The organism is Sphingosinicellaceae bacterium (assembly GCA_019285715.1).
Classification (GTDB): domain Bacteria; phylum Pseudomonadota; class Alphaproteobacteria; order Sphingomonadales; family Sphingomonadaceae; genus Glacieibacterium.
The window spans coordinates 1,225,317-1,239,622 of sequence record CP079108.1 but is presented as its reverse complement, the minus strand read 5'-3'; the positions used below and the strand labels follow the sequence as shown (position 1 = coordinate 1,239,622).

The 14,306-nt window shown below is 68.9% G+C and carries 10 protein-coding genes; 3 read left to right on the top strand and 7 right to left on the bottom strand.

Features of this window, described 5'->3' with window-relative positions; genetic code table 11:
* Nucleotides 1–120 precede the first annotated feature (120 nt).
* Together KX816_05765 and KX816_05760 are read left to right on the top strand one after the other, a co-directional pair.
* Nucleotides 121–1,923, top strand: coding sequence for a DUF885 family protein (locus KX816_05765; protein QXQ07529.1), 1,803 nt, complete (start codon nucleotides 121–123; stop codon nucleotides 1,921–1,923).
* A gap of 178 nt (nucleotides 1,924–2,101) precedes the next feature.
* The gene (locus KX816_05760) at nucleotides 2,102–3,889 is read left to right on the top strand and encodes a cation:proton antiporter (protein ID QXQ07528.1); all 1,788 of its coding nucleotides are present in this window, start codon (nucleotides 2,102–2,104) and stop codon (nucleotides 3,887–3,889) included.
* Here the strand turns inward: KX816_05760 and KX816_05755 are convergent.
* The 7 genes from KX816_05755 to dapA all read right to left on the bottom strand — a co-directional run bounded on the left by KX816_05755 (nucleotide 3,862) and on the right by dapA (nucleotide 12,118).
* Nucleotides 3,862–4,497: an N-acetyltransferase gene (locus KX816_05755; protein ID QXQ07527.1), complete on the bottom strand. Its 636-nt coding sequence runs from the start codon at nucleotides 4,495–4,497 to the stop codon at nucleotides 3,862–3,864. The genes KX816_05760 and KX816_05755 overlap by 28 nt on opposite strands.
* Nucleotides 4,498–4,526: 29 nt before the next feature.
* Complete coding sequence (gene alaS / locus KX816_05750; protein ID QXQ07526.1) at nucleotides 4,527–7,205, bottom strand: alanine--tRNA ligase; 2,679 nt, start codon at nucleotides 7,203–7,205, stop codon at nucleotides 4,527–4,529.
* 105 nt (nucleotides 7,206–7,310) lie between these two features.
* Nucleotides 7,311–8,417, bottom strand: a complete 1,107-nt coding sequence (gene recA, locus KX816_05745; GenBank protein ID QXQ07525.1) for a recombinase RecA — start codon at nucleotides 8,415–8,417, stop codon at nucleotides 7,311–7,313.
* A gap of 108 nt (nucleotides 8,418–8,525) precedes the next feature.
* Entirely contained in the window at nucleotides 8,526–8,885 is a 360-nt protein-coding gene (locus KX816_05740; GenBank protein QXQ07524.1) for a response regulator, read from the bottom strand.
* A gap of 193 nt (nucleotides 8,886–9,078) precedes the next feature.
* A complete protein-coding gene (locus tag KX816_05735) occupies nucleotides 9,079–10,584 on the bottom strand; it encodes a response regulator (GenBank protein ID QXQ07523.1) in 1,506 nt (501 codons plus the stop codon).
* 179 nt (nucleotides 10,585–10,763) lie between these two features.
* Entirely contained in the window at nucleotides 10,764–11,246 is a 483-nt protein-coding gene (smpB, locus tag KX816_05730; protein QXQ07522.1) for an SsrA-binding protein SmpB, read from the bottom strand.
* Complete coding sequence (dapA, locus tag KX816_05725) at nucleotides 11,246–12,118, bottom strand: 4-hydroxy-tetrahydrodipicolinate synthase (protein QXQ07521.1); 873 nt, start codon at nucleotides 12,116–12,118, stop codon at nucleotides 11,246–11,248. The genes smpB and dapA overlap by 1 nt, the downstream gene beginning before the upstream one ends.
* 111 nt (nucleotides 12,119–12,229) lie before the next feature.
* On the opposite strand from dapA, the gene KX816_05720 reads away from it, so the two are divergent.
* Entirely contained in the window at nucleotides 12,230–14,263 is a 2,034-nt protein-coding gene (locus KX816_05720) for a lytic transglycosylase domain-containing protein (protein QXQ07520.1), read from the top strand.
* Nucleotides 14,264–14,306: the final 43 nt, after the last annotated feature.

Sequence of the window (14,306 nt, the reverse complement as noted above, 5' to 3'; positions counted from 1 at the left end):
CCCGGTATGGGAAGGGTTGGGGATGGGCCTTGCCCCAACGCGAATCTCCGAGCAGTTGGAAGATTCACCCCCGACCCCTCCCGTGCCGGGAGGGGGGCCAGCAGACAGGGCCTCACCCCCATGCACCGTCGCCAGTTTCTCACCACCTCCGCCCTTGCCGCCGCCGCGACCGCCCTCCCCGCCGCCGTCATTGCTGCGACCTCCGAGGACGCGAGGCTCGCGGCCCTGCTCGATGCGTTCTACTATGAGGGCGTCGACGAATCGCCGGAGCAGGCGTCGTCGCTCGGGCTCGACAAGGGTCCCCGGGCAGCGCTGAAATCGCAGCTCAACGACTATTCCGCCGACGGCAAATCGAAGCGCCTGGTGCGGCAGAAGGACCGGCTGGCGCGGCTCCATGTGATCGACCGAAACGCGCTGTCGGAGGCCCCCAAGCTCGATTACGACGTCATCGACTACGACCTGGCGCGCGGTATCGCGGCGGAGACGCGCTTTACCTTCGGGTCGGCGCGCGGCAACTTCCAGCCCTACGTCATCACCCAACAGCAGGGCCCGTACCGCGGCATCCCCGACTTCCTCGACACCACCCACAAGATCGTCAACGCCGCCGACGCCGACGCCTATCTGGCGCGGCTGAGCGCCTTCCCCAAGGCTCTCGACGACAGTTTGGCACGGCAGATGAGCGATGCCGAGCGCGGCGTCTTTGCGCCCGATTTCGCCCTCGATGTTACGCTCCAGCAGCTCAATGCGCTCCGGACGCAACCGGCCGGATCGACGGTTCTGGTCGAATCGCTCGTCCGCCGTTGCAAGGCCGCCGGGCTGACCAAGGACTACGGCCCGCAGGCGACGACAATCGTCGAGACCGCCATCTTCCCGGCCTTCGACCGGCACATCGCCGCGATCACCGCGCTCCGCGCCAAGGCGACCCATGAGGCCGGGGTCTGGCGACTGCCTGACGGCGACGCCTATTACGCGGCTGCGGTCAAAAGCTCGACGACGACCGAGCTGAGCCCCGACGAAGTCCACCGCCTCGGCCTCGCGCAGGTTGCCGAGATCACCGGGCGGCTCGACACCATGCTCAAGGCGCAGGGCCTGACGCAGGGCAGCGTCGGGCAGCGCCTGGCCGCGCTCGGCGACCGGCCAGACCAGCTCTACGCCAACGACAATCCCGGTCGCGCGGCACTGCTGATCAAGCTCAACGAGCAGATCAAGGAAGCCTACCCCAAGCTGCCATCACTGTTCCGGACGCTACCCAAGGCGCCGATCGAGGTGCGGCGCGTGCCCGCGTTCATCCAGGACGGTGCGGCGAATGGCTATTACCAAGGCGCAGCCCCGGACGGCTCACGCCCGGCTGCGTTCTACATCAACCTCAAGGACACCCACGAGTGGCCGAAGTTCGGCCTCGCGACGCTGACCTATCACGAGGCGATCCCCGGCCATCACCTGCAGATCAGCATCGCGCAGGAGTCGACGGACATCCCGCTGATCCGGCGGCGCGGCGGCTATTCGGCCTACACCGAGGGCTGGGCACTCTACGCCGAGCAGGTCGCGGACGAGCTTGGCCTGTACGAGGGCGATCCGCTCGGCCGCATCGGCTATTTGCAGAGCTTCCTGTTCCGCGCGGCGCGGCTCGTGGTCGACACCGGCATGCACTACAAGCGCTGGAGCCGCGAGAAGTCGACCGACTACATGGTTGCCGCCACCGGCTTTGCCCACGGGCGCTCCGAGCGCGAGGTCGACCGCTACGCCGTCGGGCCGGCGCAGGCGCTCAGCTACAAGGTCGGGCATACCCAGTGGGTCAAGCTGCGGGATGCGGTCAAGGCGAAGCAGGGCGCGAGATGGGACCCGAAGGCTTTCCACGACGTGCTCCGGCAGGGCGCGATGCCGCTGGTCATTCTTGAGCGCGTGGCGATGGCGCGGGCGTAAGCGTGGACTGACTGGCGAGCTGATATCGCTTTGTCCGTCCGCTGCTACGAGCCGGCTGCGCCAGTGCAAATCTCGACGCTACGGCCAATCTGTTTCACGTGAAACGGGATTTGTTCCTTTCTGGTTAGATTACCCTCCGCGCTAGGGACACGCCGCCGCGTGTGCCACCCTGCCGGGCATGTCACTCCCCATCGAATCCGAGGGTTTCAAGGACCTGATCGTTGTTCTCGGCGCTGCGGGGCTGGTCATTCCGGCCTTCACCGCGCTGCGCATCTCGCCGGTCGTCGGCTTTATCCTCGTCGGAGTCGCCGTCGGCCCGCATGCGCTCGGGGCCGTCCCCGCTCTGGCGCCACTGACCATTTCGAACGCCGAGGTACTGGCCCCCGCCGCCGAGATCGGCATTGCGATGCTGCTGTTCGCGCTCGGGCTGGAACTGTCGGTCGAGCGGCTGAAAACGCTCCGCAAGCTGATCTTCGGCCTCGGGCCGGCTCAGGTGCTCGGCTCCACCGCGGCACTCGCGCTGTTGATCTGGCCGTTCGGGCTCGGCCTCGCGGCGACGCTGGCGCTCGGCTTTGCGCTGGCGCTGTCGTCGACCGCGGTCGGGCTGCAGATGCTCAGCAGCAGCGGCCGCATCGGCAGCCAGGCCGGGCGCACCGCTTTCGCCATGTTCCTGTTCCAGGACATCGCCATCGCGCCGGTGTTGCTGCTGCTCGGGGCCGGATCGGCGGCGTCGGGCTTCGGCGGCGCGCTCGCCACCGGGCTGCTCGCCGTCGGCGGCATCGTGCTGGCCGGCAAGCTGGTCATGCGCCCGCTGTTCCTCCAGGCGGCGCGGACGCGGCGGCCTGAGCTGTTCCTCGCAGCCTCGCTGGTTGTGCTGATCGGCAGTGCCGCGGTCGCCACCGTCGCCGGGCTGTCACCGGCCGTCGGCGCGCTGCTGGCGGGCGCGATGCTGGCGGACACCGAGTACCGTCGCCAGATCGAGGCGACCGTCGCGCCCTTCGAGGGCTTGCTGCTCGGCGTCTTCCTGATCTGGGTCGGCATGCGCCTCGACCTCGCCGCGATCGCGGACTCGCCGCTGCTGGTGCTCGGCGGCGTTGCTGCGGTAGTGGTGGTCAAGGCACTGGTTGTGGCGGCGATCCTGCGCTTCAGTGGCCGCGCGACGGGCGTCACAGCGAACGTCGCAGCACTGCTCGCAGCGCCTTCCGAGACCAGTCTCGTCGTCGTCGGCACGGTTACTGCTAGCGGGCTGGTCGCCGGGCCGACCGCCGGTCTCGCGCTGCTCATCACCGGCCTCGGCCTCGCAATCGCGCCGCTGCTCGGGCTCGCCGGGCAGGCCCTCGAACGCCGCCTCAGCGCCGGCACACCTGTCCCCGAAGTCCCCGTGATCCCGACCGTCCCCGGACGCACGGTCATCATCGGCTTCGGCCGCGTCGGGCGGCTGGTTGCCTCGATGCTGGAGGCCCACGGCCGCCCCTATCTGGCGGTGGACAGCGACCCTGATTCGGTTGCGCGACTGCGGCGCGCCGGCAAACCCGTGGTCTACGGCGACGCCCGCCGCCCTGAACTTCTCGACGGCCTAGCGCTCGGCAGCGCCGGCGCCGTCGTGCTGACCGTCGACGGCAGCACCGGGCTGGACACTTTGGTCCGCGTCATCCGCGAACGCCACCCCGATCTGTGCCTCGTCGCCCGCGCGCGCGATGCGGACCACGCCAGCCACCTGTACCGGCTCGGCGTCACCGACGCGGTTCCCGAGACCGTCGAGTCAAGCCTGCAACTCGCGGAGGCGTTGCTGGTCGATCTCGGCGTCCCGATGGGCCCGGTGATCGCCTCGATCCACGAGAAACGCGCCGAACTCCGCGCCGCGATCCAGGGCGCGGCCCCGGGCATGGTGCGCGAGCCGCGGCTGCGGCGGCGGCGGTTGCGGGACCTGAAGGAGCCTCAGCCGGGCAGCACCGCCGAGGTGTAGGGCGCGACGACCCGCCAGCCCAGCGCCATATAGAGGCTCCGACCGGTCTCGGTCGCGACCAGCAGCGGGACCTCATCTCGGCTTGGCTCCAGTGCCGCCATCACGGCACGACCGAGGCCGCGCCGGAGGTGTTCAGGCTCGGTGACGATCTGGTCGTAGACTCGGTAGCCATCGTAATCCGCTGCGCGGCCGCTGGCGGCGCAGTTGCCGTCGAGGGCAGTAATCGTCGCGACGGTCGTGCTGCCGTCGAGGCCGACCGCCAGCGAATAGCCTGGGGGGAACAGTGGCGCATCACCGGCTGCGGCTCCATCGCGAATCATCATGTAGCCCGGTGGCTGGATCTCCCATCCCGGCGGCAGGGCGCGCGCCAGATCTGCGGCGGTGACGAACGCTTTGACGAAGACCCGCGGCTCGCTGATTGCCTTGGCGACTGCGACGAGTTCGGGAGACACGGCCGGGAAGACATGGCGTCGCGTCTCGTGCGGCAGGCCGGTCTCGATCCGAAAACTACCGCCTTGGGGCACTGGCGGCGGCATGCCGCGCGAAATGGCGCGGCCGTAAACCCAGGCCTCGAACCGCCGCCGGTCGACGGGCTGGCGACCGCTCATAGGGCGCCCCGGCGCGCGGTCGAGTTCGCTCAAGCGGCGACCGCGACCTCGCCGAGCGCCGCCTTGACCGCCGCGACCGCGTCCGTGGCCCTGGCGCCGTCGGGGCCACCGGCCTGTGCCATGTCGGGACGGCCGCCGCCGCCCTGCCCGCCAACCGCGGCGGCAGCTAGCCGCACAAGGTCGACGGCGCTGTGGCGGTCGGTCAGGTCGTCGGTGACCCCGACCGCGACCGAGGCGCGACCGTCGTTGACCGCGACCAGCACAGCGACGCCACTGCCCATCTGCTTCTTGGCGTCGTCGACGAGGCCGCGCAGGTTTTTGGCGTCGAGCCCGGCGATCACCTGTCCAACGAAGCCCATGCCGCCGACCATCTCGGGGGCAGCCGGGCCGCTAGCCATGGCTCCATTGCCGGCGGTGCCGCCCGAAAGCGCGAGCGTACGCTTGGCATCGGCGAGTTCGCGCTCGAGGCGGCGGCGGTCCTCGATCAGGGCCGCGACGCGGGCAGGGACTTCGCCGGGCTGGGCCTTGAGCGCTGTCGCGGCCTCCTTGAGCCGCGCTTCCTGATCGTTGAGATAGACCCGTGCGGCTTCGCCGGTCAGCGCCTCGATGCGCCGGATACCGCCAGCGACGGCGCTCTCCGATGTGATCTTGAAGACGCCGATATCACCGAGCGCGTTTACGTGGGTGCCGCCGCAGAGCTCGGTCGAGTAGGTCGCATCCTCGTCCAAGCCCATGCTGAGAACGCGGACCTCGTCGCCATATTTCTCGCCGAACAGCGCCATCGCGCCCGCTTGGATGGCGGCGTCGGGTGTCATCAGGCGAGTAGTGACGGCTTGGTTGTGGCGAATGTGCCAGTTCACCTCGGTCTCGACCGCGGCGATGTCGGCGGGGGTCAGGGCGCGCGGCTGGCTGAAGTCGAAGCGTAGGCGGTCGGGCGCGACGAGCGAGCCCTTCTGGGTGACATGGTCGCCGAGCCGACGGCGCAGTGCCGCGTGAAGCAGGTGGGTCGCCGAGTGGTTGGCGCGGAGCTGTGCGCGACGCTCGGTGTCGATCGCCAGCGTGACGGTGTCGCCGACGCGGATGCTGCCGGCCTCGACCTCGCCAACATGGACGTGGAGCTTGCCGAGCGGCTTGGCAGTGTCGGCGACGGCAAGCCGTAACCCGCTGTCGCCGGTGACCATGCCGGCATCGCCCTGCTGGCCACCCGATTCGCCGTAGAAAGGCGTTTGGTTCGTGACCACGATGACCTTGTCGCCCGCATCCGCATGGTCGACGCGGACGCCGTCCTTGACCAACGCGACGACGTTGGCTTGCGCGGTGTCGGTGGCGTAACCGACGAACTCGCTCGCGCCCTCGGCCTCGACGATGTCGAACCAGACGGCTTCGGACGCGGCTTGCCCCGAACCCGCCCAGGCGGCGCGGGCCGCGCGCTTCTGCTCGGCCATCGCGGCATCGAAGCCGGCGCGCTCGACCGTGAAGCCCTGCGCCCGCAACGCGTCTTCGGTTAGGTCGTAGGGGAAACCGAAGGTGTCGTAGAGTTTGAACGCGGTGGCACCGGGCAGCGTGTCGCCCGGGGCCATCGTCGCGGTCGCCTCATCGAGCAGGCGCAGGCCGTTGGCGAGGGTAACGCGGAAGCGGACCTCCTCTTGATGGAGCGTCGCCTCGATCAGCGGCTGGGCGCGGACGAGTTCGGGGAATGCGCCGCCCATCGCCGCGACGAGCGCGGGAACAAGCCGGTGCATCAGCGGCTCGGCGGCTCCCAGGATCTGGGCGTGGCGCATGGCGCGGCGCATGATCCGGCGGAGTACGTAGCCACGGCCTTCGGCGGAGGGCAGTACACCGTCGGCGATCAGGAAGCCGCTGGCGCGAAGGTGGTCGGCGATAACGCGGTGCGAGGCGGTGTTGGCACCGTCGGTGGCAGTGCCGGTCAGTTCGCCGGACGCCGCGATCAGCGCCTTGAAGGTGTCGGTGTCGTAGTTGTCATGGACACCCTGGAGGACGGCAGCGACGCGCTCGAGGCCCATGCCGGTGTCGATCGACGGACGCGGCAGGTCGAGGCGGGTCGCGGCGTCGATCTGCTCGTACTGCATGAACACCAGGTTCCAAATCTCGACGAAGCGGTCGCCGTCCTCGTCGGGACTGCCGGGCGGGCCACCGGGGATGTGGTCGCCGTGGTCGTAGAAGATCTCGCTGCACGGGCCGCAGGGGCCGGTGTCGCCCATCGACCAGAAATTATCGTTGGTAGCGATGCGAATGATGCGGTCGGCGGGCAGCCCGGCGATCTTCTGCCAGAGCGCGAAGGCCTCATCGTCGGTATGGTAGACGGTGACGGTCAGGCGGTCGGGATCGATGCCGAATTCGCGAGTCAGGAGCGTCCACGCGTGGGTGATCGCCTGCTCCTTGAAATAGTCGCCGAAGCTGAAGTTGCCGAGCATCTCGAAGAATGTGTGATGGCGCGCGGTGTAGCCGACGTTGTCGAGGTCGTTGTGCTTGCCGCCGGCGCGGACGCATTTCTGCGACGAAACCGCGGTCTTGTAGGGGCGGGTCTCGAGGCCCGTGAAGACGTTCTTGAACGGCACCATGCCGGCGTTGACGAACATCAAGGTCGGATCGTTCTGCGGCACTAGTGGTGCGGACGGGACCACAGCATGCCCGGCGTTCCCGAAATACTCGAGGAAGGCGCGGCGGATATCGTTGGTGCTGGTCATCGGACGGACTTAAGCCACGGGCAGTCGTATCTCAAGACGGCGGTGTCTCGACGCAGCGACCGAGCACCACGACCCCCGCGATCGGGCGGGGGTCGTGCTCACCGACTACATCTCGGCGTCTTCGCCGGTCGATGGCTCGGGGCTGCCGGTCATCAGCGCTTCGGAGATGCCGGCCGCATTGTCGCGGATGGTCTTCTCGATGCGAGCCGCGACGTCCGGATTGGCTTTCAGGTACTTCTTCGAGTTCTCGCGGCCCTGGCCGATGCGGATCGAGTCGTAGCTGAACCAGGCACCGGACTTCTCGACGACGCCGGCCTTGACGCCGAGGTCGAGGATTTCGCCGATGCGGCTGACGCCTTCGCCGTACATGATGTCGAACTCGACCTGCTTGAACGGCGGCGCGACCTTGTTCTTGACGACCTTGACCCGGGTGGTGTTGCCAACAACGTCGTCACCATCCTTGATCTGTCCGGTGCGGCGGATGTCGAGGCGGACGCTGGCGTAGAACTTGAGTGCGTTGCCGCCGGTGGTGGTTTCCGGGTTGCCGTACATTACGCCGATCTTCATGCGTAACTGGTTGATAAATATGACCATGCAGCGCGAGCGGCTGATCGAGCCGGTGAGCTTGCGGAGTGACTGCGACATCAGGCGGGCCTGCAGGCCGACGTGGCTGTCGCCCATTTCGCCCTCGATTTCAGCGCGCGGCACCAGAGCTGCGACCGAGTCGATGACCAGCACGTCGACGGCGTTGGAGCGAACCAGCGTGTCGACGATCTCGAGCGCCTGTTCGCCGGTGTCGGGCTGCGAAACGATCAGCTCGTCGATGTTGACGCCGAGCTTCTTGGCATAGGCCGGGTCGAGAGCGTGTTCCGCATCGACGAAGGCCGCGGTGCCGCCCATCTTCTGCGCTTCGGCGATGGCGTGCAGCGCCAGCGTCGTCTTGCCCGAGCTTTCGGGGCCGTAGATCTCGATGACCCGGCCGCGCGGCAGGCCGCCGATACCGAGTGCGATGTCGAGGCCGAGCGAACCGCTGGAGATCGATTCGACCTCCATCGTCTCACGCGAGCCGAGGCGCATCGCCGAGCCCTTGCCGAAGGCGCGGTCGATTTGCGCCAGTGCGGCCTCTAGCGCGCGCGCCTTGTCGCCGCTGGCCTTCTCGTCCGCCTTGGAAATTGCAGCCACCCCGTTCACCACCTTAAGATTTGCAGCCATCTTGAACTCCCTAGCGGTCGGTTGACGCCCCTACAAGGCGGCTTCCGTACCACGTCTGTTCTAGAGGAACAAGCAGCGAACGCGAACCAACTTCAGCGTTGCGTAATCTCAAGCGGCGGCGGACACCGGTTTCATCAAGGCTTCGACAGCCGCGAAGGCATAGGGCTTTTCAAGCACACCGCTGTCTCCATAGCGCTCCGGCAGCGTGTCCGGATGCGACCCGGTGGCGAACACGATGCGCTTGCCGAGCGCGGCCAGGCGGTCGGCAAGCGGGAACACCGATTCCGTCCCGAGGTGGACGTCGAGGATCGCGACGTCGAAACCCTCCGCACCCAGCCGTTCGAGGGCATCGAAACCCGCCACGATGGACTCGGCGTTCGCCGCAACCCGGCAGCCGATCATATCGAGCATATCCTCGAGAACCAGGCCGATCAGGACTTCATCTTCAACAATCAGCACCCGCTGCATGCTAGTGCGTACTCCCATCGCCCGGGACCGGGCATCACGCTTGGACTACGCCTGTACCGGCGCATGCCCCCCAAGACGCCTATACCAAACCACGCATCGGCACTCAACACGGCACCGTACCGGGTTCACCCCGGGTTACCGCGACCTAATAGCGCGTCGGTACCGGAGCTTGGTAGAACCCTACCAATAGCGACTAGTAGCGCGCCGCCGCGCGGATCGCGTCGGCCAGTGCCGAGCCCGTGAACGGCTTGGCGAGGAAGGCGACCCCGGCGTCGGCGGTGGCGGAGCGCTGGGGTGGTTCGGCATAGCCCGACATCAGCAGCACCGGCAGTTCGGGGCGGCGGCGGCGGGCGTGCGCGGCAAGCTGGCCGCCGTCCATGCCCGGCATCATCACGTCGGAGACGAGCACGTCGATGACCGTCGCGGGATCGTCGATCAACGGCAGCGCCGCGAGCGCATCGGCAGCGGCGGTGACGACGAAGCCGGCGTTGGCGAGCGCGCGCTGGAGGACCAGCCGCACGGCGCGGTCGTCCTCGACGAGCAGGACCGCGAGGCTGCGGCCGTCGACGATGAACACGGGCTTCGGCACGGGGATCGGCGCGGCGACGTCGACCTTGCCCTCGGCGCGCGGGAAGAACAGGCTGAAGATCGTGCCGCCGCTGGGCGCGGGTGCATTGAAGACGAAGCCGCCGGACTGCTTGACGATGCCGTAGACCGTCGACAGCCCGAGCCCGGTGCCCTGCGCGCCGCTTTTGGTGGTGAAGAACGGTTCGTAGATCTTGGCACCGAGGTCCTTGTCGATGCCGATCCCGCTGTCGCAGACGGCGATCTCGACGTAATCGCCCGCCGGCATGACGCTGTGGCCGAGCCGGTCGACGGCCGCGGCGGGGACGCTGCGGGTCGCGATCACCAGCCGGCCGCCGCCGGGCATCGCGTCGCGGGCATTGACGGCGAGGTTGACGATGACCTGTTCGAGCTGGCCCGGATCGACCCGGATCGGCCCGACCTCGTCGAGTTCGAGCGCCAGCGTGACCTCGTCGCCGAGCAGGCGGCTGAGCAGGGCAGCGAGCGCGGCGACCGCGGCGCGGGCGTCGACGAGCTGCTGCCGCAGGGTCTGCTGACGGGCAAAGGCGAGGAGCTGGCGGATCAGCGTCGCACCGCGCGAGTCGTTGGTCTTCAGCTCCTCGAGGTCGCTATAGTCGCCGTCGCCCGGGACGTGGCGCGCCAGCAGCTGCTCGACCAGCCCGAGGTTGGCGGTCAGGATGTTGTTGAAATCGTGCGCGACACCGCCCGCGAGCTGGCCGATCGCCTGCATCCGCGTCACCTGCGCGACCTGCCGCTCGAGCAGCAGTTGCTCGCGGATATCGCGGACGGCGATCAGCAGCGTTGCGTCGATCCCGGCTGGCACCCGCGCGATCGTCATGACCAGCGGCTCCTCGGGGCGGGCGGTCAACCGCAGGCGGAGCTCGGCGGGCAGTTTGCCCTTGTCGAGCGCATCGCGGATCGCCCGCGCCAGCATCGGCCGGTCATCGGCAACGGTGATCCCCGCGGGAAGCGGCGCGCCGGGCTGGCATGGATCGTCGATCGTCCGGCGGAAGGCGTCGTTGCAGGCCAGCATCCGGCCCTCGGTATCGAGCAACGCAAGCCCGAGCGGCAGCACGTCGAGCAGCTGGACGAAGCGCCAGTCGGCGCCGGGCACCGCGAACGGCGCTGGGTAGCGCGTGTCAGACTGGGTCGACGTGGTCGTTCTCCGCTGCGGTACGCCGACTATAACGGCGGTCGCGGCGAACCCTAGAGGGTCCTGTACGGTTACCGTGGATAACTCCGCCAGCCCGTTCGTATGGTCGCCTGATTAGCCCGTCAGGCGCGTCAGCCGCGTTAGCCGCGCTCGCGCATGACCCGCGCCGCCTCGCGCTTCCAGTCGCGGGTCTTCTCGGTCTCGCGCTTGTCGTGGAGCTGCTTGCCCTTCGCGAGCGCAAGCTCGACCTTGGCGCGGCCACGGTCGTTGAAGTATACCGACAGCGGCACCAGCGTCATGCCCTGCCGCGTCACAAGGCCGTGGAATTTCTCAATCTGGCGGGCGTGGAGCAGCAGCTTCCGCGGGCGCTTGGGCTCGTGGTTGAAGCGGTTGCCCTGCTTGTATTCGGGAATGTTGGCGTTGACCAGCCACAGCTGGCCGTCCTTGACCTCGGCATAGGCCTCGGCGATCGACGCTTGTCCGGAGCGCAGGCCCTTCACCTCGGTGCCGGCCAGCGCGATGCCGGCCTCGACGACGTCCTCGATGAAGAATTCATAGCGGGCGCGCCGGTTCTCGGCGACGGTCTTGATCTTGATCCCGGTCTCGCCCTTGGGCCTCGGCATCAGCTTATTCCGGCATGGTCGAGCGCAGCATCGACAGCGGCGCGGGCGGCGGGGCTGGCGGCGAGAATTGGCAGGCGGAGTTCCTCGGTCAGGCGGCCGGCCCTGGCCAGCGCGTACTTGGCCGGGCCCGGGCTCGCGTCGGTGAACATCGCGAGGTGGAGCGGGAACAGCCGGTCGTGAAGCGCCAGCGCGGCCGTGTAGTTCCCCGCCGCACAGGCGGCCTGGAAGTCGGCACACAACCGCGGCGCGACGTTGGCGGTGACCGAGATGCAGCCGTGACCGCCAGTCGCCATGTAGCCGAGCGCCAGTTCGTCGTTGCCCGACAGCTGGACGAAGTCGAGCCCACAGGCGGCGCGCAGCGCTGGCACGCGCGCGAGGTTGCCGGTCGCATCCTTGACCCCGACGATGTTGGGCAAGCTCGACAGCTCGGCCATCGTCTCGACGCTCATGTCGACGATCGAGCGTCCCGGGATGTTGTAGATGACGATCGGTAGGTCGGTGCTGGCGGCGAGCGCGCGGAAGTGCGCCAGCAGACCGGCCTGCGACGGCTTGTTGTAATAAGGGCAGACCACCAGCGCCGCGTCGGCACCATTCTTCGCGGCGCGCGCGAGGTGCATGAGCGCGGTCGCGGTGTCGTTGGAGCCGCAGCCGGCGATGACCGGCACGCGCCCGTCGGTGGCCTCGACGCACAGCCGGATGACTTCGTGGTGCTCGTCATGGCTCAGCGTCGCGGACTCGCCGGTGGTCCCGCACGGCACGAGGCCGGTCGAGCCCTCGGCGATCTGCCAGTCGACGAGGCGCTGGAAAGCCTCGGCGTCGACTGCGCCGTCCTTGAAGGGCGTCACCAGCGCCGGGATCGATCCTGAAAACATCTTGGTCGTTTGTCCCTGGCGCGGGAGCGCGCCGTCATTAGTCCTTGGCCCGGAGAGCTCAGGTCAATAGACGAGAGCGCGTGGGCGGGCGGTTCTAGTGTCGAAGGACGTATGAAGGCAATCGCCGTACTGCCGTGCCTGCTGATCGCAGCACTCGTCGCCCCCATCGCCGCGCCCGCCGGGGCCGCGATTTCGGAGGCGACGCGCGCTTATTACGTGGCGCGTCTCGCGGAAAATGCGAGTGGGCGGTTCAACACGCTGGCCCTGGCGCCGCTCGCCAACGTGCCGAGCGATCCCCTGCTCGATACCGTGGTGCAGTGGGACCGGCTGCGGCGCGACAACTACCGTGCCAGCTTTGCCGAGCTCAGCGCCTTCCTGCGCTATCACCGGGGCTGGCCGCAGGAGAGCGTGCTCCGCCGCCGCGCCGAGAAGGCGATCGACGCGAGCGTGCCGTTTCGCGACCGCACGCTGTATTTCAACGCGCTGCCCCCGGTCACCGCGGCCGCCAAGTTCCGCCTCGCCGAGACCCTGTTGGTCGCGCGCAAGGTGCCCGAGGCGAACGCAATGGCGCGCGACGCGTGGGATTCGTCGGGCCTCGACCCGCAGACCGAGGCCGAGCTGCTCGCCACCTTCGGCAGCCAGCTGACCCCCGCCGATAACCTGTCGCGCGCCGACCGGCTGCTGTGGAGCGGGCAGACCAGCGCCGCGACCCGCCTGCTGGCGCGCCTCACTCCGGACCGGCAGGCGTGGGTGTCGGCGCGGGTCGTGCTGCAGGGCGGCGGTGCCAATGCCGACAGCCTGCGCACCGCCCTGCCCACGGCGCTGGCCAACGAGCCCGGCATCACCTTCGACCGGATCAACTGGCTGCGGCGGACCAACCAGCAGGACGTCGCGCGCAGCGTGATGGCGGCGACCAACTACTCGCCCGGGCTGATCGTCGACCCGGAGGCATGGCTCAAGCTGCGCGTCCAGATGGCGCGCGAGACGCTCCGCGACGGCAACGCCGCGCAGGCCTACAGCCTCGCCGCCAACCACGCCGCCTTCCCGCTCGGACGCCCGCTGGCCGAACGGTCGCTGGGCGAGCGCGCCGCGTTCATCGATGCGGAATGGGTCGCCGGGTGGATCGCGCTGCGCAATCTCAACCGGCCATCCGATGCGCTCAACCACTTCGCGGCGGTGCGTGCCGCGGCGCTGACCCCGGTCAGCCAGGCGCGCGGCGACTACTGGGCGGGCCGCGCCGCCGAGGCCGCCAACCTCAAGGCCGACGCGCAGCGCTACTACGACTCTGCCGCCCGCCACCCCGATTACTTCTATGGCCAGCTGGCGAGCGAGCGCCTCGACCGACCGGTTACGCTGAACCCCGCCCCGGCTCCCTTCGTCCTGCCCCAGTCGCGCGCCAAGTTCGCTACCGACGAGCTGGTCCGCGCGACGCAGGCGCTCGGCGACCTCGGCGACCGCAACCGTCAGACGCTCCTGATGCGCGCCCTCGTCGAGCGCAGCGACACCGGCGAGGCAGCGCAACTGACGGCCGAGCTCGCCGCGGTGATCGGCCGCCCCGACCTCGGCGTGCTGATGGGCAAGGCGGCGCGTTCCGACGGCGAGCTGACCCTGCTCAGCTACGCCTACCCCCAGCTCACCCTGCCCCCCGAAGTCGCCTCGAACTTCACGATGGTCCACGCCGTCGCCCGGCAGGAGAGCCAGTTCGACCGTGCCGCGGTCAGCGCCGCCAACGCCCGCGGCCTGATGCAGCTGGTTCCCGCCACCGCCGCCGAGCAGGCGACCAAGGCGGGGCTGCGGTTCAGCGTCGAGCGCCTGACCGAGGACCCGGTCTACAACGTCACGCTCGGCGGCGCGTATTTCGAGCGGCTGCGCGCCAACTTCGGCGGCAGCTACGTGCTCGCCGTCGCCGCCTACAACGCCGGCCCCGGCAACGCCCGCAAGTTCGTCACCAGGCAGGGCGACCCGCGCGTGCCCGGCGTCGACGTCGTCGACTGGATCGAGACGATCCCCTTCCTCGAGACGCGCACCTACGTGCAGCGCGTGCTGGAGAACGCCGTGATGTACGACCTCCTCCACCCGACCACCGCGCTAAGCCCGGCGAGCAAGCGAATCTCGTGGTACCTGGGCAAGTCGACGCCGGGCTGAGGGGGTGCGGCGGACGATCGAAAGGTGTATCGAGGCACCTTGA

Bases quoted from the DNA above. Each gene is read 5' to 3' on its own strand.
- dapA (QXQ07521.1), bottom strand. From the start codon at position 12,118: ATGTTTTCAGGATCGATCCCGGCGCTGGTGACGCCCTTCAAGGACGGC.
- KX816_05740 (QXQ07524.1), bottom strand. From the start codon at position 8,885: ATGCAGCGGGTGCTGATTGTTGAAGATGAAGTCCTGATCGGCCTGGTT.
- alaS (QXQ07526.1), bottom strand. From the start codon at position 7,205: ATGACCAGCACCAACGATATCCGCCGCGCCTTCCTCGAGTATTTCGGG.
- KX816_05720 (QXQ07520.1), top strand. From the start codon at position 12,230: ATGAAGGCAATCGCCGTACTGCCGTGCCTGCTGATCGCAGCACTCGTC.
- KX816_05755 (QXQ07527.1), bottom strand. From the start codon at position 4,497: ATGAGCGGTCGCCAGCCCGTCGACCGGCGGCGGTTCGAGGCCTGGGTT.
- recA (QXQ07525.1), bottom strand. From the start codon at position 8,417: ATGGCTGCAAATCTTAAGGTGGTGAACGGGGTGGCTGCAATTTCCAAG.
- KX816_05765 (QXQ07529.1), top strand. From the start codon at position 121: ATGCACCGTCGCCAGTTTCTCACCACCTCCGCCCTTGCCGCCGCCGCG.
- KX816_05760 (QXQ07528.1), top strand. From the start codon at position 2,102: ATGTCACTCCCCATCGAATCCGAGGGTTTCAAGGACCTGATCGTTGTT.
- smpB (QXQ07522.1), bottom strand. From the start codon at position 11,246: ATGCCGAGGCCCAAGGGCGAGACCGGGATCAAGATCAAGACCGTCGCC.